The 24,842-nt window shown below is 70.8% G+C and carries 25 protein-coding genes; 16 read left to right on the plus strand and 9 right to left on the minus strand.

Annotated elements, in window-relative coordinates; all coding sequences use genetic code 11:
* Nucleotides 1-78: 78 nt before the first annotated feature.
* Nucleotides 79-1,680 carry a family 20 glycosylhydrolase gene (locus tag ACIBN2_RS39270; protein WP_399141930.1) on the minus strand — a complete coding sequence of 534 codons (1,602 nt, stop codon included), beginning with the start codon at nucleotides 1,678-1,680 and terminating at the stop codon, nucleotides 79-81.
* A gap of 206 nt (nucleotides 1,681-1,886) precedes the next feature.
* On the opposite strand from ACIBN2_RS39270, the gene ACIBN2_RS39275 reads away from it, so the two are divergent.
* The 9 genes from ACIBN2_RS39275 to ACIBN2_RS39315 all read left to right on the plus strand — a co-directional run bounded on the left by ACIBN2_RS39275 (nucleotide 1,887) and on the right by ACIBN2_RS39315 (nucleotide 8,235).
* A complete protein-coding gene (locus ACIBN2_RS39275; protein ID WP_399141932.1) occupies nucleotides 1,887-2,432 on the plus strand; it encodes a 2-oxo-4-hydroxy-4-carboxy-5-ureidoimidazoline decarboxylase in 546 nt (181 codons plus the stop codon).
* A gap of 190 nt (nucleotides 2,433-2,622) precedes the next feature.
* On the plus strand, nucleotides 2,623-3,003 hold the full coding sequence (gene sdhC, locus ACIBN2_RS39280) for a succinate dehydrogenase, cytochrome b556 subunit (protein ID WP_079061657.1): 381 nt from the start codon (nucleotides 2,623-2,625) through the stop codon (nucleotides 3,001-3,003).
* Between the two features lie 5 nt (nucleotides 3,004-3,008).
* Nucleotides 3,009-3,491, plus strand: a complete 483-nt coding sequence (locus tag ACIBN2_RS39285; protein WP_399141935.1) for a succinate dehydrogenase hydrophobic membrane anchor subunit — start codon at nucleotides 3,009-3,011, stop codon at nucleotides 3,489-3,491.
* 19 nt (nucleotides 3,492-3,510) lie between these two features.
* Nucleotides 3,511-5,265 carry a succinate dehydrogenase flavoprotein subunit gene (gene sdhA / locus ACIBN2_RS39290; RefSeq protein ID WP_399141937.1) on the plus strand — a complete coding sequence of 585 codons (1,755 nt, stop codon included), beginning with the start codon at nucleotides 3,511-3,513 and terminating at the stop codon, nucleotides 5,263-5,265.
* Nucleotides 5,265-6,026, plus strand: a complete 762-nt coding sequence (locus ACIBN2_RS39295; protein WP_399141939.1) for a succinate dehydrogenase iron-sulfur subunit — start codon at nucleotides 5,265-5,267, stop codon at nucleotides 6,024-6,026. The genes sdhA and ACIBN2_RS39295 overlap by 1 nt, the downstream gene beginning before the upstream one ends.
* An 81-nt stretch (nucleotides 6,027-6,107) precedes the next feature.
* Nucleotides 6,108-6,518 (plus strand): VOC family protein, encoded by a 411-nt coding sequence (locus tag ACIBN2_RS39300; protein WP_399141941.1) that lies wholly within the window; start codon nucleotides 6,108-6,110, stop codon nucleotides 6,516-6,518.
* A gap of 96 nt (nucleotides 6,519-6,614) precedes the next feature.
* A complete protein-coding gene (locus tag ACIBN2_RS39305; RefSeq protein WP_399141943.1) occupies nucleotides 6,615-7,010 on the plus strand; it encodes a hypothetical protein in 396 nt (131 codons plus the stop codon).
* 5 nt (nucleotides 7,011-7,015) lie between these two features.
* Nucleotides 7,016-7,492 carry a thiol-disulfide oxidoreductase DCC family protein gene (locus ACIBN2_RS39310; protein WP_399142164.1) on the plus strand — a complete coding sequence of 159 codons (477 nt, stop codon included), beginning with the start codon at nucleotides 7,016-7,018 and terminating at the stop codon, nucleotides 7,490-7,492.
* 11 nt (nucleotides 7,493-7,503) lie between these two features.
* Nucleotides 7,504-8,235: a TetR/AcrR family transcriptional regulator gene (locus tag ACIBN2_RS39315; RefSeq protein ID WP_399141945.1), complete on the plus strand. Its 732-nt coding sequence runs from the start codon at nucleotides 7,504-7,506 to the stop codon at nucleotides 8,233-8,235.
* A 13-nt stretch (nucleotides 8,236-8,248) separates the two neighbouring features.
* Here ACIBN2_RS39315 and ACIBN2_RS39320 read toward each other — a convergent pair whose 3' ends face one another.
* A complete protein-coding gene (locus tag ACIBN2_RS39320) occupies nucleotides 8,249-10,654 on the minus strand; it encodes an MMPL family transporter (protein WP_399142166.1) in 2,406 nt (801 codons plus the stop codon).
* Between the two features lie 166 nt (nucleotides 10,655-10,820).
* Here ACIBN2_RS39320 and ACIBN2_RS39325 point away from each other — a divergent pair, with 166 nt between their 5' ends.
* Entirely contained in the window at nucleotides 10,821-11,510 is a 690-nt protein-coding gene (locus tag ACIBN2_RS39325; protein ID WP_399141947.1) for a response regulator transcription factor, read from the plus strand.
* A complete protein-coding gene (locus ACIBN2_RS39330; protein ID WP_399141948.1) occupies nucleotides 11,507-12,964 on the plus strand; it encodes an ATP-binding protein in 1,458 nt (485 codons plus the stop codon). The genes ACIBN2_RS39325 and ACIBN2_RS39330 overlap by 4 nt, the downstream gene beginning before the upstream one ends.
* 45 nt (nucleotides 12,965-13,009) lie before the next feature.
* Here the strand turns inward: ACIBN2_RS39330 and ACIBN2_RS39335 are convergent, their stop codons facing one another.
* From ACIBN2_RS39335 to ACIBN2_RS39350, 4 genes are all read right to left on the minus strand, one after another.
* Nucleotides 13,010-13,411 carry an ATP-binding protein gene (locus tag ACIBN2_RS39335; RefSeq protein WP_399141949.1) on the minus strand — a complete coding sequence of 134 codons (402 nt, stop codon included), beginning with the start codon at nucleotides 13,409-13,411 and terminating at the stop codon, nucleotides 13,010-13,012.
* Nucleotides 13,412-13,505: 94 nt separating this feature from the next.
* Entirely contained in the window at nucleotides 13,506-15,062 is a 1,557-nt protein-coding gene (locus tag ACIBN2_RS39340) for an ABC transporter substrate-binding protein (protein WP_399141950.1), read from the minus strand.
* A 214-nt stretch (nucleotides 15,063-15,276) separates the two neighbouring features.
* Nucleotides 15,277-16,539, minus strand: a complete 1,263-nt coding sequence (locus ACIBN2_RS39345; protein ID WP_399141952.1) for a metallophosphoesterase — start codon at nucleotides 16,537-16,539, stop codon at nucleotides 15,277-15,279.
* Between the two features lie 51 nt (nucleotides 16,540-16,590).
* On the minus strand, nucleotides 16,591-16,830 hold the full coding sequence (locus ACIBN2_RS39350) for an SCO4848 family membrane protein (protein WP_266519999.1): 240 nt from the start codon (nucleotides 16,828-16,830) through the stop codon (nucleotides 16,591-16,593).
* Between the two features lie 91 nt (nucleotides 16,831-16,921).
* Between ACIBN2_RS39350 and ACIBN2_RS39355 the strand changes: the two genes are divergently transcribed.
* Nucleotides 16,922-18,196 (plus strand): D-alanyl-D-alanine carboxypeptidase family protein, encoded by a 1,275-nt coding sequence (locus ACIBN2_RS39355; RefSeq protein ID WP_399141955.1) that lies wholly within the window; start codon nucleotides 16,922-16,924, stop codon nucleotides 18,194-18,196.
* Here the strand turns inward: ACIBN2_RS39355 and ACIBN2_RS39360 are convergent.
* A complete protein-coding gene (locus tag ACIBN2_RS39360) occupies nucleotides 18,144-19,058 on the minus strand; it encodes a YihY/virulence factor BrkB family protein (RefSeq protein ID WP_399141957.1) in 915 nt (304 codons plus the stop codon). The two genes, ACIBN2_RS39355 and ACIBN2_RS39360, sit on opposite strands and share 53 nt — an antisense overlap.
* A 208-nt stretch (nucleotides 19,059-19,266) precedes the next feature.
* Here ACIBN2_RS39360 and ACIBN2_RS39365 point away from each other — a divergent pair, with 208 nt between their 5' ends.
* Both ACIBN2_RS39365 and ACIBN2_RS39370 read left to right on the plus strand, forming a co-directional pair.
* Nucleotides 19,267-20,622, plus strand: a complete 1,356-nt coding sequence (locus ACIBN2_RS39365; RefSeq protein ID WP_399141959.1) for an FAD-binding protein — start codon at nucleotides 19,267-19,269, stop codon at nucleotides 20,620-20,622.
* 19 nt (nucleotides 20,623-20,641) lie between these two features.
* A complete protein-coding gene (locus ACIBN2_RS39370; protein WP_399141961.1) occupies nucleotides 20,642-21,397 on the plus strand; it encodes a decaprenylphospho-beta-D-erythro-pentofuranosid-2-ulose 2-reductase in 756 nt (251 codons plus the stop codon).
* Between the two features lie 48 nt (nucleotides 21,398-21,445).
* On the opposite strand, the gene ACIBN2_RS39375 is transcribed toward ACIBN2_RS39370, so the two are convergent.
* Nucleotides 21,446-22,021 (minus strand): 2'-5' RNA ligase family protein, encoded by a 576-nt coding sequence (locus ACIBN2_RS39375; protein WP_399141962.1) that lies wholly within the window; start codon nucleotides 22,019-22,021, stop codon nucleotides 21,446-21,448.
* Between the two features lie 137 nt (nucleotides 22,022-22,158).
* Nucleotides 22,159-23,172 carry a tryptophan--tRNA ligase gene (gene trpS, locus ACIBN2_RS39380; protein ID WP_399141963.1) on the minus strand — a complete coding sequence of 338 codons (1,014 nt, stop codon included), beginning with the start codon at nucleotides 23,170-23,172 and terminating at the stop codon, nucleotides 22,159-22,161.
* 131 nt (nucleotides 23,173-23,303) lie between these two features.
* Between trpS and ACIBN2_RS39385 the strand changes: the two genes are divergently transcribed.
* Together ACIBN2_RS39385 and ACIBN2_RS39390 are read left to right on the plus strand one after the other, a co-directional pair.
* A complete protein-coding gene (locus tag ACIBN2_RS39385) occupies nucleotides 23,304-23,864 on the plus strand; it encodes an RNA polymerase sigma factor (RefSeq protein WP_399141965.1) in 561 nt (186 codons plus the stop codon).
* Nucleotides 23,851-24,840 carry a hypothetical protein gene (locus tag ACIBN2_RS39390; protein WP_399141966.1) on the plus strand — a complete coding sequence of 330 codons (990 nt, stop codon included), beginning with the start codon at nucleotides 23,851-23,853 and terminating at the stop codon, nucleotides 24,838-24,840. Before ACIBN2_RS39385 ends, ACIBN2_RS39390 begins: the two co-directional genes overlap by 14 nt.
* Nucleotides 24,841-24,842: the final 2 nt, after the last annotated feature.

Consider the following 24,842-nt stretch of genomic DNA (forward strand, 5'->3'; position numbering starts at 1 on the left):
CGGCTCGCGCCGAATACACCACATTCGTACGGCAGTTCGCAGGCGGACGACCCAAATGGCCCGAGTCCCGGGGCGGGCTCAGCCCACCTTGGCCGCCAGTGCCTGGAACTGCGCCCACGTCAGCGCCGGCCTCCGCGGGTCCCACAGCTTCTGGACCGTCGCCCGCAGGGGCATCCGGATGCCGGCCGCGACCTGGTCCTGCGTCTGCGAGCCGGAGAGGTCGCACCAGACCGCGAAGGATCCGCCGAGGATCTGCGCGTCGTACCTGGCCGGCACCGCCTGGGTGCCGCGCACGACGAGCGGGGTCCACTGCTCGTAGATCCGCCGGCCCGTCGGGTACACGAAGCCGTTCGGCTGCCCGAGGACGTAGTACAGGTACTCGTCGTTGTAGTTGATCAGCTTCCGGCCGGCGCTCAGGTACTCCACCGGCTGCCGCGCCCCGATCTCCTTGCCGGTCCAGTACGCGACCTGCAGGTCCTTGGCGGGCTGCACCGACGTCCCCGCGTAGAAGCCGTCGTTCCACGCCCGCATCGTCCGGTCATGGGCCCGGACCGTCCTGGCGCGGTCGTTCAGCCACCCCGTGGCGAGGTCGGAGATGGTCCCGCCGGGCCCGTACGCCTTCTGGGCGGCGGCCGCCAGCTGCGGATAGGAGGCGGACGGGCTGGGCGCCATCAGCGCCTGGTACTCGTCACCGCCGAGGTTCCACTTGCCGCCGGGGAAGAGGCCGGCGTACTCGTTCAGCAGGTCGTCGATGATCCTGGCGGCGGCCGGCTTGGAGATGTCGACGGCCCCGCGCGCCGCCACGCCCCGCGTGTTGCGCAGCTGGAGGTCGGGGTGGGCGGCGATGACGGCCCCCAGGTGCCCCGGCGAGTCGATCTCGGGGACCACGGTGATGTGCCGGCTCGCGGCGAGACCGACGATCTTCTTGACCTCGGCCTTCGTCAGATGCTGCTCCGACACGATCTCCGGATGCGTGCCGGACTCGATCCGGAAGCCCTGGTCGTCGGAGAAGTGCAGCCCCAGCTCGTTGAACTTGAGGTCGCCGAGCTCCCGCACCCGGTCCTCGATCCAGCCCGCGGTGAAGTGCTTGCGCGCGATGTCCAGCATGAACCCGCGCACCGGCTTGGCCGGCCCGTCCTTCACGACGCCCTCGGGCGCCGTGCCTGAGCCGTGCACCTCCTGCTTGAGGGTTCGCGTGCCGTAGAAGACGCCCGCGTCGGAGCGCCCGCTGATGCTCACCCGCCCGCCGCGCACGGTCATCGTGTACGACTCGGGGTCCGCCCCCTCGTCGTCGTTCAGCGCCAGCCGTACGTCCCCGGCCTGCACGTCGTCCTTCTCGCCGCCGTACGCCAGCCCCAGTTCACCGGCGATCAGCCGGCCCTCGTCGGCCAGGTCGGCGTCGCCGACCACCACGCGCTCACCGCGCGCCGGCCGCCAGCCGGGCCCGCGGGCCGCGGTGTGGGAGCGCACGGCCGGGATGGTGGCGGGAGCCTTGGAGAGGGCGTAGGAACGGGTCGGGCTCGGCTTCGCGCTCGTGCCGTCCGAGCCGGAGGAGTCCCCGGTCCTGCCGGCCGAGGGCTGCTGCGCCGACCCCGCCGGGCCGCCGTCGCCGGCGGAGGCCCACAGACCCAGACCGACCCCGAGCGCGATCGTCCCGGCTACCGCGCCCGCGACGATCATCCGCCTCTGCTTCACATTCCGCGCCGGAGGCCGGCGCCGGTGCTGGCTCACAGGGCCAACCTAGAACCCTCGGGCACCACGGTGCGTCCACCACACGTTCCGAAACTCTCCCCTCCGGGTGAAATTCGGGCATCCCCCGGACACGTCATGCCCACTCTCGATAACGTGACGTCACACCTCCCACAGCTTCCTCTGCCGAAACCCACGTGACGCCCACACACTTTCCTGGCCGGGTCGCCGCCATACCGGCGCTGCCCGAGCAGACGCGCACTCCACCGTCCCCGAAGGGGCTGGAGGAGTTCAACACCGCGCCCTCCGACGAGGCGCGGCGCCTTCTCCTCACGTGCCTCCGCAGCCTCAGCTGGGCCCATCGCGTGGCGGCCCACCGTCCCTACCCGGACCTCGGCTCCCTCCTCGCCGCCTCCGACGAGGCCGCGTACGACCTCTCCCCGGCCGACCTCTCGGAGGCGCTGGCCGGCGAGGCCTGGCCGGCCCTTCCGGACGAGACGTACGCGGCCGCCCATACGGCACTGAGCGCGGCCCACGCGGCGTACGAGGCCCGTTTCGGCCACTCCTTCGTCATCTACGTGGGCGACGCACCCCCCGGCGAGTACCTCGACCGCATCCTCGAAGGCATCCGCTCCCGCCTGGCGAACGACCCGGAGGAAGAACGCGTGGTGGCGGCCGAGGAGCTACGGCGCCATGCGAAGGACCGGCTGGTGCAGCTGCTCAGGAGCACGATCGGCACATAACCGCACACACCGCCCCGGAAGCCGCCCCTCTAACCCATACGCGTGCCACTTTGATCACACCGGTAGGCCCGGCGTAAGCCCGGCGGCAGCGCCTGAGTACGATGCTGGGGGCCGGAGGACCGTACCCGGCCGGGCCCGACCGACAGCACAAGCCGGCGCGGCCCCAATCCCCGCTCCCGGAGGGACTTCCGTGCCGGCTGGAACGCTGTACCGCGGCCGGGAAGGAATGTGGTCCTGGGTGGCTCATCGAGTCACCGGCGTCCTCATCTTCTTCTTCCTGTTCGTTCACGTGCTGGACACCGCTCTCGTTCGTGTCTCCCCCGAGGACTACGACAAGGTCGTAGCCACGTACAAGACCCCGATCGTGGCTGTGCTGGAGTACGGCCTCGTCGCGGCCATCCTCTTCCACGCACTGAACGGCCTGCGCGTCATCGCCGTCGACTTCTGGTCGAAGGGCCCGCGCTACCAGAAGCAGATGCTCTGGTCCGTCGTGGGCATCTGGGTCGTGCTGATGCTCGGGGCGATCTACCCCGTCCTCGGCCACGCCGCTCGTGAACTGTTCGGGAGCTGACTCAGATGGCGACCACTGAAACCACCGCGTCCGGGATCGGGCCCGTCGAAGGCGACTCCGTCTACAACGTCGACAACCCGGCGCCCCTCATCGAGGCCCCGCGCAAGCGCACCAAGAAGACCCCGAAGTCGACCCGGGGCAACTTCGAGATGGCGGCCTGGCTCTTCATGCGCCTGTCCGGCGTCGTCCTGGTCGTCCTGGTCATCGGCCACCTGCTGATCCAGCTGGTGCTGGACGGCGGTGTCTCGAAGATCGGCTTCGCCTTCGTGGCCGGCCGCTGGGCGTCCCCCTTCTGGCAGGTGTGGGACCTCCTGATGCTGTGGCTCGCGATGCTGCACGGCGCCAACGGCCTGCGCACGATCATCAACGACTACGCGGAGCGCGCGAACACCCGGCTGTGGCTGAAGGCCCTGCTCTACACCGCCACGGTGTTCACCATCCTGCTGGGCACGCTGGTGATCTTCACCTTCGACCCGAACATCCGCTAGGCACGGGGCTGCGAGAATCATGAAGATCCACAAGTACGACACCGTCATCGTCGGCGCCGGCGGCGCCGGCATGCGCGCGGCCATCGAGTCGACGAAGCGCAGCCGCACCGCCGTGCTGACCAAGCTGTACCCCACCCGCTCCCACACGGGCGCCGCGCAGGGCGGCATGGCCGCCGCGCTCGCCAACGTGGAGGAGGACAACTGGGAGTGGCACACCTTCGACACGGTCAAGGGCGGTGACTACCTGGTCGACCAGGACGCCGCCGAGATCCTCGCGAAGGAGGCCATCGACTCGGTCCTCGACCTGGAGAAGATGGGCCTGCCGTTCAACCGCACCCCGAACGGCACGATCGACCAGCGCCGCTTCGGCGGGCACAGCCGCAACCACGGCGAGGCCCCGGTCCGCCGGTCCTGCTACGCCGCGGACCGCACCGGCCACATGATCCTCCAGACGCTGTACCAGAACTGCGTCAAGGAGGGCGTGGAGTTCTTCAACGAGTTCTACGTCCTGGACCAGCTGATCACCGAGGTCGACGGCGTCAAGCGCTCGGCCGGTGTCGTCGCGTACGAGCTGGCGACCGGCGAGATCCACGTCTTCCAGGCGAAGGCCGTGATCTACGCGTCCGGCGGCTGCGGCAAGTTCTTCAAGGTGACGTCGAACGCGCACACGCTGACCGGTGACGGCCAGGCCGCGGTCTACCGCCGGGGTCTGCCGCTGGAGGACATGGAGTTCTTCCAGTTCCACCCGACCGGCATCTGGCGCATGGGCATCCTGCTGACGGAGGGCGCCCGCGGTGAGGGCGGCATCCTCCGCAACAAGGACGGCGAGCGCTTCATGGAGAAGTACGCGCCGGTCATGAAGGACCTCGCCTCCCGCGACGTCGTCTCGCGCTCCATCTACACGGAGATCCGCGAGGGCCGCGGCTGCGGTCCCGAGGGCGACCACGTCTACCTCGACCTCACGCACCTCCCGCCGGAGCAGCTCGACGCGAAGCTGCCCGACATCACGGAGTTCGCGCGCACCTACCTCGGCATCGAGCCCTACACCGACCCGATCCCGATCCAGCCGACGGCCCACTACGCGATGGGCGGCATCCCGACGAACGTCGAGGGTGAGGTCCTGACCGACAACACGACGGTCGTCCCGGGTCTGTACGCGGCCGGCGAGGTCGCCTGCGTGTCGGTGCACGGCGCCAACCGCCTGGGCACCAACTCGCTGCTGGACATCAACGTGTTCGGCCGCCGGGCCGGCATCGCGGCGGCGGAGTACAGCCAGAAGGCGGACTTCGTCGAGCTGCCGGAGAACCCGGCGCAGCTCGTGATCGACCAGGTCGAGCAGCTGCGTTCGTCGACGGGCACCGAGCGCGTGGCGGTCATCCGCCGCGAGCTGCAGGAGACCATGGACGCGAACGTCATGGTGTTCCGCACCGAGCAGACGATCAAGACGGCCGTCGAGAAGATCGCCGAGCTGCGCGCGCGCTACAAGAACGTCGCGATCCAGGACAAGGGCCGGCGGTTCAACACGGACCTGCTGGAGGCCGTCGAGCTGGGCAACCTGCTCGACCTGGCCGAGGTCATGGCCGTGTCCGCCCTGGCCCGCAAGGAGTCCCGCGGTGGTCACTACCGCGAGGACTACCCCAACCGCGACGACGTCAACTTCATGCGCCACACCATGGCGTACCGCGAGGTGGGCGACGACGGCACCGAGTCCATCCGTCTCGACTACAAGCCGGTCGTCCAGACCCGCTACCAGCCGATGGAGCGTAAGTACTGATGGCAACCCCTGTTCTGGACAAGGTGGAGGCGGAGTCCGCGGCGTCCCCCTACATCACGGTCACCTTCCGTGTCCGCCGCTTCAACCCCGAGGTCTCGGCCGAGGCGACCTGGGAAGACTTCCAGCTGGAGATCGACCCCAAGGAGCGCGTCCTCGACGGCCTGCACAAGATCAAGTGGGACGTCGACGGCACGCTGACGTTCCGCCGGTCCTGCGCGCACGGCATCTGCGGCTCCGACGCCATGCGGATCAACGGCAAGAACCGCCTTGCCTGCAAGACGCTGATCAAGGACATCAACCCCGAGAAGCCGATCACGGTCGAGCCCATCAAGGGCCTGACGGTGCTCAAGGACCTCGTGGTCGACATGGACCCGTTCTTCCAGGCGTACCGCGACGTGATGCCCTTCCTGATCACGAAGGACACCAACGAGCCGACGCGCGAGCGGCTGCAGTCGGCGGAGGACCGCGCGCGGTTCGACGACACGACGAAGTGCATCCTCTGCGCGGCCTGCACGTCCTCGTGCCCGGTCTTCTGGAACGACGGCCAGTACTTCGGCCCGGCGGCCATCGTCAACGCGCACCGCTTCATCTTCGACTCGCGTGACGAGGCCGGCGAGCAGCGCCTGGAGATCCTCAACGACCGTGACGGCGTGTGGCGTTGCCGCACGACCTTCAACTGCACGGACGCCTGCCCGCGCGGCATCGAGGTCACGAAGGCGATCCAGGAGGTCAAGCGGGCGCTGATCACGCGCCGCTTCTGAGCTCCGCTCTCCTGCGCCAGGAAGGGCCCCGCCCCGGTTTCGCACCGGGGCGGGGCCCTTCTCGCGTCCTATTCTGACGGTATGTCAGATGACCAGTCGTACGAACTGCTCGGATTCGACAACGTCCTGCTGCCCGTCGGCGACCTCGGCACGGCGGTCGGTTTCTACGAGAGCGCCGGGTTCGCGGTGGGGTTCCGGTTCGACGAGGCCGGGATCGCGCTGCTCAACGCCGGCGCTGAGACCCCCGGCGTCCTGCTGCGCCAGGAGGACGGCCTGGGGCACCGACCACCGCCCTGGCCCTCCGCGCGCCTGTGGATCGAGGTGACCGACGCGCGGACGACGGCCCGCGCCCTCGCCGCGGCCGGCATCCCCCCGCTCGACGAGCCCTTCGCCGTGGCCACCGGCTGGACGGTGGAGATCGCCGATCCGTGGGGGAACGTCGTCGGATTCACCGACTACACCAAGCGCCCCGAACTGGGCCGCCGCACCTGAGACTTCACACCACCCCTCCCCCGGTTGAACGCGTTCAAAAATGGGTCTAGAGTCATCCCCGTCAGCTTTTTGAACGCGTTCAAGAAGGGTGGGGGCATGGACCGCACGGTCGTCGCCTACGTCATCTACCTGCTGGTCAGCATCGCGCTGACCATCTGGGTGGCCCGCACGCTCAGCCGCAACGGACGGATCTTCCTCGCCGACGTGCTCAAGGGGAACGAGAACCTCGCCGAGGCCGTCAACCACCTCCTGGTGGTCGGCTTCTACCTCGTCAACCTCGGCTTCGTCGCCCTGTACCTGAGCGGCGACGGCACCATCGAGGACACCCGGGGAATCTTCGAGACCCTGTCGACCAAGCTCGGCGTGGTGCTCCTGGTGCTCGGCGTGATGCACCTGGGCAACGTGTACGTCCTCAACAAGATCCGGCGGCGCGGGGCGCTGGAGCGGGAGCAGGTGCCGCCGGTCGCGCCGCAGGACTGGGTCGGGGCGTGAGGACCGTGGGCACCACCGCGGCGGACCGGGTCCCGGTCCGCCGGCTCACCCTCCTGTACGACGCCGAGTGCTCGCTGTGCACCTTCCTGCGCGACTGGCTCACGCGGCAGCCGCAGCTCGTGCCGCTGGAGCTCGTGCCCGCGGGCTCGGAGCAGGCCCGGCGGCGCTTCCCCGCCCTCGACCACCGCGCCACCCTCGACGACATCACCGCCGTGGGCGACGCCGGGCAGGTCTACCGGGGCGCCGCCGCCTGGATCGTCACCCTGTGGGCGCTGCGCGAGCACCGGCCGCTCGCCCACCGGCTCAGCACTCCGTCGGGCGCGAGGCTCGCCAAGGGGGCGGTGCTGGCGGCCGCGAAGTGGCGGGGCGGCCAGTGGGGCGGCCGGGCGTACAGCCGCGGGGACGGCTGGCGCTACGACCCGGGGCAGGGCTGGCGGTACGTGACACCGGGGTGCGACGACGGTACGTGCCTCACCCCTTAGGCTCTGGTTCCGTGCCTGCGAAGAACGACGGCCCCGACGAGGGCGCCAACCCGACCAAGTCCGAGCAGACCCGCGCGCTGATCCTGGAGACCGCGATGCGGCTGTTCCAGGAGCGCGGCTACGACAAGACGACGATGCGGGCCATCGCCACGGAGGCCGGCGTCTCCGTGGGCAACGCGTACTACTACTTCGCCGGCAAGGAGCACCTGATCCAGGGCTTCTACGACCGGATCGCCGCCGAGCACCGGGTGGCGGTCCGGGAGGTCCTGGACCGGGAGACCGACCTGGAGGCGCGGCTCGCCGGCGTGCTGCGGGTGTGGCTGGACATCGCGACGCCGTACCACGAGTTCGCGGTCCAGTTCTTCAAGAACGCCGCCGATCCGGACAGCCCGCTCAGCCCGTTCTCCGAGGAGTCGGAGCACGCGCGCGAGGAGGCCATCTCCATCCACCGGGAGGTGCTCGCGGGGGCGACCAGGACCAAGGTCCCGGAGGAACTGCGGGACATACTGCCCGAGTTGATGTGGCTCTCCCAGATGGGCCTGGTCCTGTACTGGATCTTCGACCGCACGGAGGGCCGGGAGCGCAGCTACCGGCTCGCCGAGCGGGGGGCCCGGCTGACCGCCCGGGGCGTCTCCCTGGCCCGCTTCCGGGTACTGCGGCCGCTGGTGCGGGAGGTGCACGAACTGTTCACGGACTTCCTGCCGGGGATGACGAAGGTTCTCCCCACCCCCGGCAAGTCCTAGCGCCGGGACGCGGTCAGTTCACCGCGTCCACCTCGCCCTCCGCCAGCTCCACGTCGAACACCACAGGGCCCTCGGCCACCGCCACATGGGCCGCCCGCGAGCCGTACGGCGCGGCCGTGGTCGCCAGGAGGTACGTCCCCGGTGCGGGCACCGACACGATGTACGAGCCGTCCGCCAGGGACGTCACCCGGTCCAGCTGACGGCCGCCGTTGGACAGCAGCGTCACCGAGGCGCCGTCGACCGGCTCACCGTCGGAGGTGCGGATGAAGCCGTGGACCGCCGAGGCGGGGCCGTGCGCGGCCGGCGGTTCGAGCGCCTCCTCCTTCGGCTCGACCGCCAGGTGCGGCAGCCGCCGCTCCAGCCATCCCGGCAGCCACCAGTTGGAGTTCCCGAGCAGATGCATCGCGGCCGGCACCAGGGCCGTACGGAGGATGAAGGCGTCGAGCGCGACCGCGGCCGCGAGGCCGACGCCCGCCATCGCCGCCCCCGAGTCGCCGCTCAGGACGAACGCCAGGAACACGCAGACCATGATCAGAGCGGCGCTGTTGATGACCCGGCTGGTCTCGGCGAGGCCCACGCGCACCGCGCGCGCGTTGTCCCTCGTGTGCACCCACTCCTCGTGCATCCGGCTGACCAGGAACACCTGGTAGTCCATCGAGAGCCCGAAGAGCAGCGACAGCATGATCACCGGCAGGAAGGCGTTGATCGGTCCCTCCTTGCCGAGGCCGAGCAGGTCCAGGCCCCATCCCCACTGGAAGACCGCGACGAGCACGCCGAAGGAGGCCGCCGCGGCGATCAGGTTCATCAGAGCGGCCGTCAACGGCACCACGAGCGAGCGGAAGGCGACCAGCAGGAGCAGGAAACCGAGTCCGATGATCGTCGCGATGAACAGCGGCAGACGGTCGCCCGTCACCGACGCGAAGTCCTTGGAGACCGCGGTCACGCCGCCCACGTGCGCCTGCGCGCCCGCCTTCGGGATCACCTCGTTGCGCAGGGTGTCGATCAGGTCGTCCGTCTGCTTCGACTGCGGTGACGTCGTCGGCACGACCTGGATCACCGTCACGCCCTTGGCGGGCGGCAGCGGGGCGACCCGGGCGACCCCCGGGGTCGCGTCGATGCCCTTGACCAGCGTGGCCGTGTCGCCGCTCACGCTGACCACCTGGAGCGGGCCGTTGAAGCCGGGCCCGAAGCCCTCCGCGAGCAGGTCGTACGCCTTCCTGGTGGTCGTCGACGCGTCGTCGTTGCCCTGGTCGGTGGCGCCGAGGCGGAGCGACAGCACCGGGATGGCGAGCACGGCCATGACGACCAGGGCGAGCGCGGCGATCCGGCGGGGGCGCTTCTGGACGTTCACCGACCAGCGCGCGGCGAGCCCGCTCGCCTTCTCGGTCTCAAAACCGTTCGCGGCCAGCCGGCGCCGCTGGCGGCGGCTGAGCACGCGCGGGCCCAGGAGGCCGAGCAGGGCCGGGAGCAGGGTCGTGGCCGCGAGCACGCTCAGCACCACGGTCAGCGAGGTGCCGATGACGACGCCGTCCAGGAAGCGCAGCCGTGTCACGAGCATGCCGGCGAGCGCGATGCAGACCGTGCCGCCCGCGAAGAGCACCGCCCTTCCCGACGTGTTGAGGGCCGTGACCGCCGACTCCTCGGGGTCCATGCCCCGCTGGATGCCGCGCCGGTGCCGGGTGACGATGAACAGGGCGTAGTCGATGCCGACACCGAGGCCGATCAGGGAGGCGAGCAGCGGAGCGATGTCGGGGACGTCGGTGGTGTGGCTGAGCAGCTGGGTGGAGAACAGGCCCATGCCCACACCGAAGACGGCTATCGCGATCGGCAGCAGCATCGCGAAGAGCGAGCCGAACGCCAGGAACAGCACGACGGCCGCGGCGACGATGCCGACCATCTCCGACAGGCCCTGCGGCGGCTCCTGGATGCGCTGGATCGCCTGGCCGCCCAACTCGACCCGCAGGCCGCCGCGTTCGGCGTTCTGCGCGGTGTCGACGACGTTCTGGACGAGGTCCTTGGGCACCTCGTTCGCGCGCTTGGTGAAGGTCAGCTGGGCGTACGCGATCTTGCCGTCACCGCTGATCTGCGCGGCCCCCCGGGCACCCGCGTAGGGGCTGGCGACCGCGCCTACGCCGGGCATCTTCGCGATCTTGTCGAGGGCCGGCTGGACGCGGGTCCGGACCGCCTGGTCCCGCACCGAGCCGTCGTCGACCTTCCACACCACCGTGTCGGTGTCGCCCGAGGTGCTCGGGAAGGCCTTCTGCATCAGGTCGTACGCGCTCTTGGAGTCCGTGTCGGGGAGGGAGAAGACGTTCGCGTAGTTCGTGCCCGCCGCCGAGGCCGAGAAGCCCACGCCGAACAACGCCCCCACCCAAAGGATCAGGACCACCAGCCGGTGCCGATAGCACCACCGTGCCAATGCCGCCACGATCAATCGCTCCTTGTCGGTCGTCGGTCGGTCCCCCAGGTCCTGGGCAACAGGATTGGGTGCGCGGCACGCGCACGGGCGGGCTGGGCCATGACTCTCAAGGAACTCCAAAGACCGATCCGGCCCCGCTGCCGGTGGTCCACCCGATACTGGGGACATGACGACGGCTCCAGGCACCGTGCTGGTGGTGGAGGACGAGCCGAGCATCGCGGACGTCCTGGCCATCGCCCTGCGCTACCACCGCTTCGAGGTGATGGTCGCGGGCACCGTCCGCGAGGCCCTCGCGCTCATCGAGCGCACCCGGCCGGACGCGGCACTGCTCGACGTCATGCTCCCGGACGGCGACGGCCGGGCGCTCGGGCGTGAACTGCGTGTCCGGCAGCCCGATCTGGCGCTCGTCTTCCTCACCGCGCGCGACTCGCCCGCCGAGATCGTCGGCGCCCTCGGCTTCGGCGACGACTACATCACCAAGCCGTTCAACATCGACGAGGTGGTCGCCCGGATCACGGCCGTGCTGCGCCGCACCCGCCCGGCGGACGTGCTGCCGCAGCGGCCCCCGCTGAGATACGGCGACCTGGAGCTGGACGAGACGACGTACAGCGTCCACCGCGCGGGCCGCAGCGTCGAGCTCACCCCCACCGAGTACGCGCTCCTGCGCTTCCTGGTGCGCAACGGCGGCCGGATCGTGCCCAAGGAGCAACTCCTGCGCCACGTCTGGCAGTACGAGCACACTCCGCCCGAGTCCACCGTGGTCGAGACGTACATCAGCTATCTGCGGCGCAAGCTGGAGGCGCTCGGGCCACCGGTGATCACCACCCGGCGCGGTGTGGGATACGGGCTGGCATGAGGATCCGCTGGCTGAACTGCGAGCGCGGCATGCACTCGCTGCGCGCCAAGCTGACGCTGACCAACGTCGCGCTGCTCGCCCTCGGCATCGTGGCGACCACCGCGATCAGCCTCATGGGCATGCGCTACTACCTGCTCGACCAGGTCGACTCGCAGCTGACCAAGATGCGCGACTCCCTGAGCGGTTCGCAGCTCACGATCCGGCAGATCGACTCGCTGAGCGCCCTGGCGTTCGTACACGACCGGCTGGTCCCGGACGACACGGACAAGGAGCGCTCCGCCCCGGACTCGATCTACACGGCCGTCGACGGCCGCGGCACGGCCGTCGGCATACTCGGCGTCGAGCCCACCGAGGCGCAGCGGGGTCTGGCCCACGCGGTCGGTGACGCCGCGGCCCTCGCCAAGGACACCGATCCGCACGACGTGAAGGTGCACGGCACCCCGTACCGGGTCACCGCCGTGCGGCTGGCCGACGGCACGTACGTCCTGATGGCCACCTCCACCGAGGCCCTGCACACCGGCATGAGCAAGGCGCTCCGGCTCGACTTCGCGGTCGGCGGTCTGCTGCTCGCCCTGCTCGCCTGTCTGACGCTGTTCAGCGTGGGGCGGCGGATGCGGCCGCTGGAGGACATGGTGGAGACGTCGTCGGCGATCGCGGAGGGCGACCTGACCCTGCGCGTCCCCTCCAGCACCCATCCGACGCAGGAGGTCGAGCAGTTGCGGCTCGCCCTCAACTCCATGCTCCACCAGGTCGAGTCGGCGTACCTCACGCGCGAGCACAGCGCGGCCCAGCTGCGCCGCTTCGTCGCGGACGCCTCGCACGAGTTGCGCACCCCGCTGTCCGCGATACGCGGCTATCTCCAGCTGTACGACAAGGGCATGCTCAGCGATCCGGACGAGCGAAAGCGCGCCTGGGAGCGGGTACTGGCGGAGACGGACCGCATGGGGCGGCTGGTGGACGAGCTGCTCACCCTGGCCCGCCTCGACCAGCAGCCCGAACTGCGCTTCCGTAACGTCGACCTGAGCCGCCTGGTACGGGACGCGGCCGAGGACCTGCGGGTGCAGCAGCCTCAGCGGCCCATCACGGTGGGCGCCGACGGCGCGCTCCTGGTGCACGCCGACGAGTCGGGTCTGAGGCAGGTGCTCGGCAACCTGGTGGGAAACGTCCGCACGCACACGCCCGCGGACGTGCCGGTGCGGCTGGACGTGGGACGGCAGGACGGAGTCGTCCACCTGTGCGTCGCGGACGAGGGCCCGGGGCTGTGCGACGACGACGCGGCACGCGTCTTCGACCGCTTCTTCCGGATCGGCACAGGCGCGGGCAGCGGACTGGGCCTGGCGATCGTGCAGGGGGTCGTGCAGGCACACGGCGGAGAGGTGGCGGTGCGCACGGCACCGGGAGAGGGTCTGGCGGTGACGGTCACGCTCCCGGCCCGCACGGCCGCACGGCCGTGACTTCGGGGGCCGTACGCCTGCCGGCCGCAACTCCCCTTGCGTGACTCAGGCGTTGGCCGTCACGAGCGCCCACACCGTCTTGCCGTGGCGCCCTCTGCTCCACACCCCCCAGGCCGCGGCGACGTGCTCCACCAGATGCAGGCCGCGGCCGGCCTCCTCCCGGTCGCCGACGACGCGAAGACGTGGCTCCAGCCGGCCCTCGTCCGACACCTCGATGAGACAGGAGCCGTCCGCCAGCGCGGTCACCGCCACCTCGAACTCCCGCTCCAGCAGCGGCCCGTGGCGTACGACGTTGGTCGCCAGCTCGGACACCAGCAGCACCGCGTCGGCCAGCGCCGGATCGTCCGGCAGATGGCCCCAGTCGGCCAGATGGTCCCGGACCCGGTGCCGGGCGAGACCGACGGAAGCCGGATGCCGGGGCAGCCGGAAGGAGTTGCGTCTCAACACGTTCGCTCCTCACCGTGCGCACGCCTCCGTCACATGGTCCTGCGTCGGACGGGTGTCCGGCATCCCTCGCGGAGGCCGGCGCCGCGAGTTCACGTCAGATCCAGGTGAGGCTCCACAGCCGGAACACGCCGGTGCCGTCGTCGAGATACTGGCCGCCGCCGACGTCCTCGCTGCTGAGGACGTACTCCTTGCCCTGCCACAGCGGGATGACCGGCACGTCGCGGGCGACGTCCTGCTGGAGACTGCTGAAGTCGGTCGCGGCGTCCGAGCGGTCGGCGTACGACTGGCTGGTCCGGATCAGCCCGTCGACCGCCTTGCTGCTGTACCCGGTGTTCATGGTCCCGTCGCTGCCGACGAGCGGGGCGCCGAAGGTGTCCGGGTCCGGGTAGTCGGCGACCCAGCCGACGGCGTACGCGTCCAGCTTCCCGGCGGCCCAGCGCTCCTGGAAGTCGGTCCACTCGTAGCCCTTGAGGGTCACCTTGAACAGGCCGCTCGCCTCCAGCTGCCGCTTGAGGGCCGTGGCCTCCGCCTCGGAGGCGCCGCGGTTCTTGGCATAGCCGTAGGTGAAGCGGACCGGCGTCGTCACGCCGGCCTCGGCGAGCAGGGTCTTCGCCTTCTGCGCGTCCTGCCTGGGGTAGGCGTCGAAGAACGACGTGGTGTGGCCGGTGATGCCCGTCGGGATCAGCGAGTACAGCGGGTCGACGGTCCCCTCGTACACCGTGGCGGCCAGCCGCTCGCGGTTGATGAGCCAGGCCATGGCCTGCCGCACCCGCACGTCGTGCAGGGGCGAGCCCGCCCGGGTGTTGAGGTAGAGGTTGCGGGTCTCGGAGCTGTCCGACTCCGACAGTCGCTGGTGCGGATCGCTCGCCGAGAGCCCGGACAGGACCCCGGGCGGCAGCTGGCGGGTGGCGACGTCGACCTGCTTCGCGTTCCAGGCCTTGTCGAGGGCCTGCGGGTCGACGTAGTAGAGCAGGTCGACGGGCCGGCCCGTGCTCTTCAGGGCGCCCCGGTAGCGCTTGTTGGGCATGAGGACGGCCTTCTTGCCCTTGTCGTACGACGTCAGCGCGTACGGCCCGGTGCCGTCCACGCCGGCGTCGGTGCGCAGGCCGCCCTTCGGGTACTTCTGGCTGTCCACGATCGAGCCGGCGCCGGTGGCCACCTTGAACGGGAACGTGGCGTCCGGCGAGGACAGGTGGAAGGTGACGGTCAGGCCGTCCGCGCTCACCGAGCGGAGCGTGCCGAACAGCGAGGACGGGCCGACGTCGGACTTGATCTTCTTGACCCGGTCGAAGGAGTACTTGACGTCCTCCGCCGTCATCGCGCGGCCGCTCGGGAAGGTGAGCCCGGCCCGCAACCGGCAGCGGTACGTGGTCGGTTCGCTTCCGACGAAGCCGCAGCTCCGGGCCGCGTCGGGCACCGGCGTGGCGCTGCCCGGCTCGTAGGTCAGCAGTGACTGGAAGACGTTGCTGAACAGCGCCCAGGAGCCCGCGTCGTAGGCGCCGGCCGGATCGAGTGCCGTGATCTCGTCCGTCGTGCCGACCCTGATGGTCTTCCCGGAGTCCTCCTGTGACGGCAGCAGTTGCCAGCCACCCACTCCCACGCCCGCAAGTACCAGAAGCGACGCGAGAATGCGCATGCGAACCGAGCGCATCGGTTTGCCCTCCCCTGCCCCGAAGGGCCCCACCCCATGTGCCACCCCCTAGTGGCGCGGCTCACCTAATCACACGTGTTTCAGCTGAGGGAAGAGGAATCTGGTGAGTTGAGACCGAAGTCGCCGCAAGGGGTTTCCGCCACGTTTCACAGCGTCTTCACAGGGTCCGTCCCGGATGGTCGCGCAAGCGGTCACCACGGACGGCCCGGGACGGTCAGGCCCGCGTCGAGGCCAGTTCGATCACGGTGATGTCGGACGGCGCCCCCACGCGCGTGGGCGGCCCCCAGGCGCCGGCGCCCCGGCTGACGTACAACTGCGTGTGGCCGTAGCGCTCCAGGCCCGCGACGGTCGGATTGGCGGCCGCCGCGATGAAGTTGCCGGGCCAGAGCTGGCCGCCATGGGTGTGGCCGGAGAGCTGGAGGTCGACGCCGTGCTTGACGGCGTCGTGGATCTGGACCGGCTGGTGGGCGAGGAGCACGCACGCGCGTGCCGTGTCCCGGTCGCCGAGCGCCTTGCCGAAGTCGGGGCCCTGGCCCGTGCTCTCGCCCGCGATGTCGTTGACACCTGCCAGGTCGAACCAGGGCAGTTCGGTACGGGCGTTCTCCAGCGGGTGCAGTCCGAGCCGCCGCACCTCCTCGACCCACTGCTCGGCGCCGGAGAAGTACTCGTGGTTGCCGGTGACGAAGTAGGAGGGCGCCTGCAGCTGCGTCAGCGGGGCCGCCGCCGGAGCCAGGTTCTTCACGCTGCCGTCGACCAGGTCCCCGACGACCGCGACGATGTCCGGCTGCGTGGAGTTGATCGTGTCGACGACCTTCTGCGTGAAGCTCCGGCCGAGGATCGGGCCCAGGTGGATGTCGCTGACCACCGCGATGCGGTACCCGTGCGCCGCACGCGGGAGCTTGGCCAGCGGCACGGTGACGCGCTTCACACTCGGACCACGCAGGACGCCGTACGTGCCGTACCCGACGGTGCCGACGGCGGCGGCCGCGGCGGCGCCCGCGACGACACGGGAGACGAAGAGGCGGCGTGAGGGGTCGGAGGACCCGCCCTCCGGCTCACTGCCTGACTCGGGCCCGGGCCCGGACTCGGGTTCGCGCAGGGGTACGGATCCGGCCGAAACCGGCAGCGCCTGCGGTACGTCCGCCGAGGCGCGCGCCCGCCGGGTCGACGCGCGGCGCAGCAGCGGCCGTACGACCTCACCCGCCACCACGGCCAGCAGCAGGTAGAGCGACAGCGCGAGCCACAGGAAGCCCGGCCAGGCGAGGACCTGCTGGAGCCAGAAGGGGGCGCCGGCGCGCTCGGCGACGATCGCGCCGACGGCCAGCACCCAGCCGCCCGCGATCAGCGCCGCGCCCGCCCGCCGCACCGGGCCCGGCCGCGCCGTCGTGTCGCGGAACAGACGGCGCCACAGGTACCAGTTGGCCGCGCCGAGCACGCCGAGCGCGAGCAGGGCGACCAGGACGAAGACGATGACCACCGTGCCGTTGACCCCCGTTGCCGGTTCTGGCGTTGTGTGCGGGTTCGCCGCTTATGAGGTCTGACGCAAAGCGCGCAGGCCGCGCAACCCGATGCCGCCGATGACCGTCCCCAATACGAAGGAGACGACAGCGAGCGTCAGGTGCACCCAGAAGTAGGCCGTCGGGTGGCCGTCGTCGAACGCGAGGCCGCTGCCGTCCTTGACCAGGTTCTTGACGAAAGTGACCCAGATGACCCAGCTCCACACCCCGAAGGCGAGCAGGAACCAGGAGACGGGGCGACTGAGCTTCATGCGTCCAGTATCACCGCCGCCTGTCCCGTTCGGCGTCCGGGGTGGGGTGGGAGGCGGGACTTCGCGCCGTACGGCATGTACGTTTCCGTCCGTGTCCGCTCCCAAGAAGACCATCAGGCGATCCCTGCTGGTCACCGCCGCCGCCCTGTCCTCGCTCCCGCTGGCCGCGACCGCCGCCCTCGCGGCCCCCAGTCCCTCCACGAGTCCGTCGGCCACTCCCCCCGCGCACATGTCGAGCGTGGGCGGCGCCCGCCTCGGCCTGTCGGGGACCCAGGTGAACCTCGGCAGCGGCGCCCCGGTGCTCCCCAAGGACATCACGGCCCGCTCGTGGATCGTCGCGGACGCCGAGTCGGGCGAGGTGCTCGCCGCGCACAACGCGCACTGGCGGCTGCCCCCGGCGAGCACGATGAAGATGCTGTTCGCTGACACGGTGCTGCCGAAGTTCCCGAAGACCGACAAGCACAAGGTCGTCCCCGCCGACCTGGCCGGTATGGGCGCCGGCTCCAGCATGGTCGGGATAAAGGAGGGCGAGACCTACACGGTCCACGACCTGTGGCTCGGCGTCTTTCTTCGCTCCGGCAACGACGCCGTGCACGTGCTGTCGGCCATGAACGACGGCGTCGACACCACCGTCAAGGAGATGAACGAGCACGCCCAGGACCTCCAGGCCCTCGACACGCACGTCGTCACGCCCGACGGCTACGACGCCCCGCGCCAGGTCTCGTCGGCGTACGACCTGACCCTGTTCGCCCGCTCCGGGCTGCAGAAGAAGGACTTCCGGGAGTACTGCTCGACCGTGCGCGCCAAGTTCCCGGGCGAGACGAAGAAGGGCAAGAAGGGCGGCAAGCCGGTCCGTCAGTCCTTCGAGATCCAGAACACCAACCGGCTGCTGGCGGGCGACTACGACACCCCCGTCTACCAGGGCATCGCGGGCGTGAAGAACGGCAACACGACGAACGCGGGCGCGACCTTCACGGGCGTCGCCGAGCGCAACGGCCGGGTGCTGCTGGTCACCGTCATGCACCCGGAGAAGAGCGACCACAACGAGGTCTACAAGGAGACCTCCAAGCTCTTCGACTGGGGCTTCAAGGCGTCCGGCAAGGCGACGCCGGTGGGCGCGCTGGTCGCGCCGCGGAGCGCGCAGGCGAGCGCGCAGCCGGGGGCGACCCCCTCGGGCCAGGCGGGCGGCGCCGGTGACGCCTCGGGTGCGCCGGTGGCGAGCTCCACGGCGAAGGGCGCCCCGGGCGGCATGGGGGTCGCCTTCGCCATAGCGGCCGGGGTGCTGGTGCTGCTCGGGGCGGGCGCCTTCCTGGTCAACCGCCGCTGGCCGCTGCCGGATCTGGTACGCCGCCGACCTCGGCCGTGACGTCGTCCGCGGCCTCCTTGCTCTGCGTCGCCGTCCACGCGGCGCAGAACAGGACCAGCTTCGAGGTGAAGTTGATCCACAGCAGCAGGGCCACCGGCACGCCGAACGCGCCGTACATGCTCTTCGCCGCCACGCCCTGCATATAGCCGCTGAGCAGCGTCTTCAGCAGTTCGAAGCCGATCGCGCCGGTCAGCGCGGCGATCGCCAGCCGGCGACGCGGCGGCTCGACGCCGGGCAGCAGGGTGAGGACGTACAGAAGCAGCAGGAAGTCGGCGAACACGGAGACGGCGAACGCGATGACGTAGAGCAGGATGCCGCCCCAGCCGTTCTTGTCGATGCCGATCTGCCGGGTGATCCAGCCGACCATCGCCGAGGCGACGGTGGAGGTCGCCAGCGTGACGAGGACGGCGCCGCCGAGTCCGACGAGGATGCCCAGGTCCTTGGCCTTGCGCAGGAAGAAGTTCTCCTCCTCGTCGGGCAGCTCCCACACCGCCCGAAGGCTGTCCCGCATGGAACCCGCCCAGCCGATGCCGGTGAACAGCAGGACGGCGCCCGCGATGAGGCCGATGGTGCCTGCGTTGTCGACCAGGCTCTGGATGTCGAGCTGGTCGGAGATGCCGGGCACCTGCTCGGCGATCTTGTCCTGGAGGTCCTTCTGCTGCTGGTCGCTGAGCGTGGCGGCGGCGACCGCGGCACTCACGGTGAGCAGCGGGAACAGCGCGACGAAACTGGTGAAGGTCATCGCGGCGGCCAGCCTGGTCCACTTCACACGATCCAGACGCTCGAACGAACGCCACGCGTGCGTGAGCATCAGTCGCGCCACCAGCGGGCCGACGACGGGGAGTTTCTTCAGCCAGTCCATGATCCGACTCTCCCCTCGGTACGGACACCCGATGTGCGCATACCCCTGTGCGAGTACCCCGAAAGGATTGCGGCGTTACCGCGCCGTGCGCGCTCAAGGCCGTCGATGTCGTGGCAATATTGCCCGACATCCCACTAATCACCCATTTCGCGGATGAGCGTCATGTTTTCAAACTGATCGCCGGTAAAGGGGCGATACGGTCACCGACATGTCTGCCGACACCGTTCCCGTCACCCTCACGGGCTGGGGCCGCACCGCTCCCACCGCGGCCCGTCTGATCCGTCCCAGGACGTACGAGGAGGCCGTGGCCGCGGTCCGGGGCTGCGGAGTCCGCGGGGGCATCCCGAGGGGCCTGGGGCGGGCGTACGGAGACGCCGCGCAGAACGCCGGCGGAACGGTGCTCGACATGACGGGCCTCGACCGCATCCACGCTGTCGACGCCGACGGCGGCACCGTGCTGTGCGACGCGGGCGTCTCGCTGCACCGCCTGATGGAGGTGCTGCTGCCGCTCGGCTGGTTCGTGCCGGTCACGCCCGGCACCCGCCACGTGACGGTGGGCGGAGCGATCGGCGCCGACGTCCACGGCCAGAACCATCACGTGGCCGGATCGTTCTCCCGCCACGTCCTCTCGCTCGAACTCCTCACCGCCGACGGCGAGATCCGCACGGTAGGCCGGGACACGCCCCTGTTCGACGCGACCGCCGGCGGCATGGGCCTGACCGGAGTGATCCTGACGGCCACCGTCCGGCTGCTGCCGGTGGAGACCTCCCTGATGTCGGTCGACACGGTGCGCACCACCGGCCTCGACGACCTGCTGGCGCGCCTGACGGCCACCGACCACCTCTACGGCTACTCGGCCGCCTGGCTCGATCTGCCGGCCCGTGGCGCGGCGACCGGGCGCGCGGTCCTCACCCGTGCCGACCACGCCCCGCTCGACGCGCTGCCGGCACGCGCGCGTAGAGCTCCGCTGGCCTTCCGAACCCGGCGGTTCGCCGCTCCCTCGGCGCTCCTCCCGGCGGACCTGCTCGGCGGCCCGGCCGCGGGCCTGTGCAACGAGCTGCGGTACCGGACGACGCCACGCGTGCGTACCGGCGAACTGCGCGGCATCTCCGCCTACTTGCATCCGCTCGACGGCGCGCCCCAGTGGAACCGTGTCCACGGCCGCGGCGGCTTCGTGCGGTACCAGTGCGTCGTCGGGGACGGCCAGGAGGACGCCCTGCACCGGATCGTGCGCCGCATCGCCGCACAGCGCTCCCCGGCCTTCCGGGCCGTCCTCAAGCGCTTCGGTGAGACCGGCCCGGGCTGGCTGTCGTTCCCCTTGCCGGGCTGGTCGCTCGCCCTAGGACTCCCGGCCCGCCTGCCCGGCCTCACAGCCTTCCTCGACGGCCTCGACGAGGAGGTCGCCGCGGCCGGCGGACGCGTCTGCCTCGCCAAGGACGCCCGGCTGCGCCCCGAACTGCTCGCCGCGATGTACCCGCGCCTCGACGACTTCCGGGCCCTGCGGGCCGAACTCGACCCGCGCGCGGTGTTCGCCTCGGACCTGTCCCGCCGTCTCGCCCTCTAGACACCTAGGAGCTGCTGTCGTGAAGGACGCCTTCGGCCTCCCCCAGTCCCTGCTCGTCCTCGGCGGTACGTCCGAGATCGCGCTCGCCACCGCACGCCGGCTCATCGCCCGCCGCACCCGCACGGTGTGGCTCGCGGGACGCCCCTCCCCCGCCCTGGAACAGGCCGCCGAGCAGCTGCGCGGGCACGGCGCCGACGTGCACACCGTCGCCTTCGACGCGCTCGACCCCGGCTCCCACGAGACCGTCCTCGGCAAGGTCTTCGCCGAGGGCGACGTCGACATGGTGCTGCTCGCCTTCGGGATCCTCGGCGACCAGGCACGCGACGAGCGCGATCCGGCCGCCGCGGTGCGCGTCGCGCAGACCAACTACACAGGGGCGGTGTCGGCGGCCCTGGTGAGCGCGAGCGCGCTGCAGGCGCAGGGCCACGGATCCCTGGTGGTGCTCTCCTCCGTCGCCGGCGAGCGGGCCCTGCGCAGCAACTTCATCTACGGCTCCAGCAAGGCCGGCCTGGACGCCTTCGCGCAGGGCCTGGGCGACGCGCTGTACGGCACGGGCGCGCACGTCATGGTCGTACGCCCCGGGTTCGTCCGGTCGAAGATGACCGCGGGTCTGCCCGAGGCGCCGTTCGCGACGACCCCGGAGGCGGTCGCCACGGCCGTCGAACTGGGGCTGCGGCGGCGCTCGGAGACGGTGTGGGTGCCCGGCAGGCTGCGCGTGGTGATGTCGGTGCTGCGGCATGTGCCGCGGGCGGTGCTGCGCCGGCTGCCGGTCTGATCAGCGGCGGGGGCTCGGTTCCGGTGAGTGCCGGCTACTCGGTTCCGGTCAGTGGCTGGGGATGGTGCCGCGAACATGACCACCCTGGGGCGGCACCATCGGGCTCCCGAAGGGGAACTCGCGCATCTTGCGCCAGACGCCGTCGGGGCCCTGCTCGTACAGCGCGAAGCCGGTGCACGACCACTCGGCGCGGTAGTCGGCGAGTTCCTCGAAGGCGCGGTCCATCGACTCCTCGTCGATGCCGTGAGCGACCGTGACGTGCGGGTGGTACGGGAACTGGAGCTCCCGCGGCACCGGGCCGGAGGCGTCGCGGACCTGCTTCTGCAGCCAGGTGCACGCCTCGGCGCCCTCGTCGACCCGTACGAAGACGACGGGTGACAGGGGCCGGAAGGTGCCGGTCCCGCACAGCCGCATCGGGAACGGCCGCCCGGCCGCGGCGACATCGGTCAGATGCGCCTCCACGGCCGGCAGGGCACTGCCGTCGACCTCCGTCGGCGGCAGCAGGGTGACGTGGGTGGGAATGCCCTGAGCCGCGGCGTCGCCGAAGCCCGTGCGCAGCTGTTGGAGCAGGCTGCCGTAAGGCTCCGGGACCGCGATCGAAACGCCGATCGTTACGGTCCCCACGTCGTCTCCTGTCGTCGTGACGGATTTGTTCTCGGCCGTCGGCTATCGACTGTACGGCTACGGATGTGTCGTGGGCACGCGCAACCGTAGTGATGTGCAGCGCTCTGCCGAAAGGTGCCCGTGGGCAGTGGTGCGCGTCAGTGCTTGGCGGGCAGGAAGCCCACCTTGTCGTACGCCTGAGAGAGGGTCTCCGCGGCGACCGCGCGCGCCTTCTCGGCGCCCTTGGCCAGGATCGCGTCCAGCGTCTCCGGGTCGTCCAGGTACTGCTGGGTGCGCTCCCGGAAGGGCGTCACGAACTCGACCATGACCTCGGCGAGGTCCGTCTTCAGCGCGCCGTACATCTTGCCCTCGTAGTCGCGCTCCAGCCCGGCGACGGACTTGCCGGTGAGGGTCGAGTAGATGGTGAGCAGGTTGCTGACGCCCGGCTTGTTCGCGACGTCGTAGCGGATGACGGTGTCGGTGTCGGTGACCGCGCTCTTGACCTTCTTCGCGGTGGCCTTGGGCTCGTCGAGGAGGTTGATCAGGCCCTTCGGCGTGGACGCCGACTTGCTCATCTTGATCGACGGGTCCTGCAGGTCGTAGATCTTCGCCGTCTCCTTGAGGATGTACGGCTTCGGGATCGTGAAGGTCTCGCCGAAGCGGCCGTTGAAGCGCGTGGCGAGGTCACGGGTCAACTCGACGTGCTGGCGCTGGTCCTCGCCGACCGGGACCTCGTTGGCCTGGTACAGCAGGATGTCGGCGACCTGGAGGATCGGGTACGTGAACAGGCCGACGCTCGCGCGGTCGGCGCCCTGCCTGGCGGACTTGTCCTTGAACTGGGTCATGCGGCTCGCCTCGCCGAAGCCGGTGAGGCAGTTCATGACCCAGGCCAGCTGGGCGTGCTCGGGGACATGGCTCTGGACGAACAGCGTGCAGCGCTCGGGGTCGAGACCGGCCGCGAGGAGCTGGGCGGCGGCCAGACGGGTGTTCGCGCGCAGCTCGGCCGGGTCCTGGGGAACCGTGATCGCGTGCAGGTCGACGACCATGTAGAACGCGTCGTGGGACTCCTGCAGGGCGACCCACTGGCGAACGGCGCCGAGGTAGTTGCCGAGGTGGAACGAGCCTGCGGTGGGCTGGATTCCGGAGAGCACGCGGGGACGGTCTGAAGCCATGTTCACCATTCTCTCAGGTCCCGGGCCCCGATCCGGAACTGGTCGGAAACAGACGGGAACCGATCTGTCTCCCGCGGTGTAACAAGGGTGTGAGGACGCGGGAGGGGGGCCGCATCGTCGATGAGGCCGCGGTGATCGCACGCGTACGCGCCGGAGAGCCGGAGGCGTACGCGGAGCTGGTGCGGGCCCATACGGGCATCGCGCTCAGGGCGGCCGCCGCGCTCGGGGCGGGGGCGGACGCGGAGGACGTGGTGCAGCAGGCCTTCGTGAAGGCGTATTGCGCGCTGGGCAGATTCCGGGACGGCGCGGCCTTCAAGCCGTGGCTGCTGTCGATCGTCGCCAATGAGACGAGGAACACAGTGCGCACGGCGGCGCGGCAGCGCACGCTCGCCGGCCGGGAGGCGGCCTTCGCGGAGGCGGAGCCGCTGATACCGGAATCGGCGGACCCGGCGATGGCGACGCTGGAGACGGAGCGCCGCACCGCCCTCCTGGCGGCCCTGGAGCGGCTGAGCGAGGAGCACCGCCTGGTCGTCACCTACCGCTATCTCCTGGAGATGGACGAGTCCGAGACCGCCCAGGCCCTGGCCTGGCCGCGCGGGACGGTCAAGTCCCGCCTCAACCGCGCCCTGCGCAAGCTGGGCCGGCTCCTGCCGGATTTCGAGCCCCGGGAAGGGGGTGATGAGCGTGAGTGAGGGACCGAATGTGTACGACGGTGAGGGTGGGCGTGGCCGTGACGGTGACCGGGGTCCGGGGCAGCGAGGACGCGTCCGCGGTCGGCGTCGTGACGGCGGCGCGTCCGGGCTGCGGGATGATCTGCGGGCGCTGGGCAGGTCGCTGGAGGCGCCCGGGGCGAGCGGCGCGGGGGGCGCCGGTGATCCTCTCGGCTCCGAGACGATGGTCGAGCGCGTGCTGGGACAGATACTGGCCGAGCGGCTGCCGGTTCCCACGGCCGAGCCCCGGGGCGCGCGCGAGGGGCTGCGTGCGGTCCGGCGCTGGGCGCGGCTGCGGTGGCGGTCGGTGACCGCGGCCCTGTGCGGCCTGCTGACGGTGCTCGCGCTCACGCCTCCCGTGCGGGCCGCGGTCATGGACTGGTTCGACTTCGGCGGGGTCGAGGTGCGGTACGACCCTTCGGCGGTGCCCTCGCCCGGAGCCGTTGTGCCCGGCTGTGGCAGGTCGGTGTCGCTCGGACAGGCCCGGCAGCGGGCCGGCTTCGAGCCGCTGGTGCCGGACGCGCTCGGCATGCCGGACACGGTGGCGGTGACCGACGAGCCGCACGGCCGGTTCCTGGTGAGCCTGTGCTGGCGTGAGGGCAGGCGGACGGTCCGGCTCGACGAGTTCCCGGCCTGGCTGGACGTCGGCTTCGCCAAGAGACTGCGGGAGCCTCCGCAGTGGCTCCCGCTGGGCAGCCGGACGCCGTCCGGGGGCGTGCGGGACTTCGCCCTGTGGTTCCCCGAGCCGCATCTGCTGAGCTTCTGGCTGGTGGACGCGGACGGGCACCGCTTCACACGCGAGGAGCGGACCGCCGGGCCGACGTTGCTGTGGACCCATGCGACCGGGGACGGGGGCGTGACGCTGCGCCTGGAGGGCGTGGCGTCCAAGGAGCGGGCCGTGCGGATCGCCGAGTCGGTGCGGGCGCCGTCGGGGAAGTCGTCCGAGTCCTCTGGATAGTT

The sequence above is a fragment of the Streptomyces sp. NPDC050534 genome (assembly GCF_044457745.1).
Classification (GTDB): domain Bacteria; phylum Actinomycetota; class Actinomycetes; order Streptomycetales; family Streptomycetaceae; genus Streptomyces.

Coding starts and splice junctions, on each gene's coding strand:
- ACIBN2_RS39270 (WP_399141930.1), bottom strand. CDS start 1,680: ATGATCGTCGCGGGCGCGGTAGCCGGGACGATCGCGCTCGGGGTCGGT.
- ACIBN2_RS39285 (WP_399141935.1), top strand. CDS start 3,009: ATGGCGACCACTGAAACCACCGCGTCCGGGATCGGGCCCGTCGAAGGC.
- sdhA (WP_399141937.1), top strand. CDS start 3,511: ATGAAGATCCACAAGTACGACACCGTCATCGTCGGCGCCGGCGGCGCC.
- ACIBN2_RS39295 (WP_399141939.1), top strand. CDS start 5,265: ATGGCAACCCCTGTTCTGGACAAGGTGGAGGCGGAGTCCGCGGCGTCC.
- ACIBN2_RS39300 (WP_399141941.1), top strand. CDS start 6,108: ATGTCAGATGACCAGTCGTACGAACTGCTCGGATTCGACAACGTCCTG.
- ACIBN2_RS39305 (WP_399141943.1), top strand. CDS start 6,615: ATGGACCGCACGGTCGTCGCCTACGTCATCTACCTGCTGGTCAGCATC.
- ACIBN2_RS39325 (WP_399141947.1), top strand. CDS start 10,821: ATGACGACGGCTCCAGGCACCGTGCTGGTGGTGGAGGACGAGCCGAGC.
- ACIBN2_RS39330 (WP_399141948.1), top strand. CDS start 11,507: ATGAGGATCCGCTGGCTGAACTGCGAGCGCGGCATGCACTCGCTGCGC.
- ACIBN2_RS39340 (WP_399141950.1), bottom strand. CDS start 15,062: ATGCGCTCGGTTCGCATGCGCATTCTCGCGTCGCTTCTGGTACTTGCG.
- ACIBN2_RS39350 (WP_266519999.1), bottom strand. CDS start 16,830: ATGAAGCTCAGTCGCCCCGTCTCCTGGTTCCTGCTCGCCTTCGGGGTG.
- ACIBN2_RS39360 (WP_399141957.1), bottom strand. CDS start 19,058: ATGGACTGGCTGAAGAAACTCCCCGTCGTCGGCCCGCTGGTGGCGCGA.
- ACIBN2_RS39365 (WP_399141959.1), top strand. CDS start 19,267: ATGTCTGCCGACACCGTTCCCGTCACCCTCACGGGCTGGGGCCGCACC.
- trpS (WP_399141963.1), bottom strand. CDS start 23,172: ATGGCTTCAGACCGTCCCCGCGTGCTCTCCGGAATCCAGCCCACCGCA.
- ACIBN2_RS39390 (WP_399141966.1), top strand. CDS start 23,851: ATGAGCGTGAGTGAGGGACCGAATGTGTACGACGGTGAGGGTGGGCGT.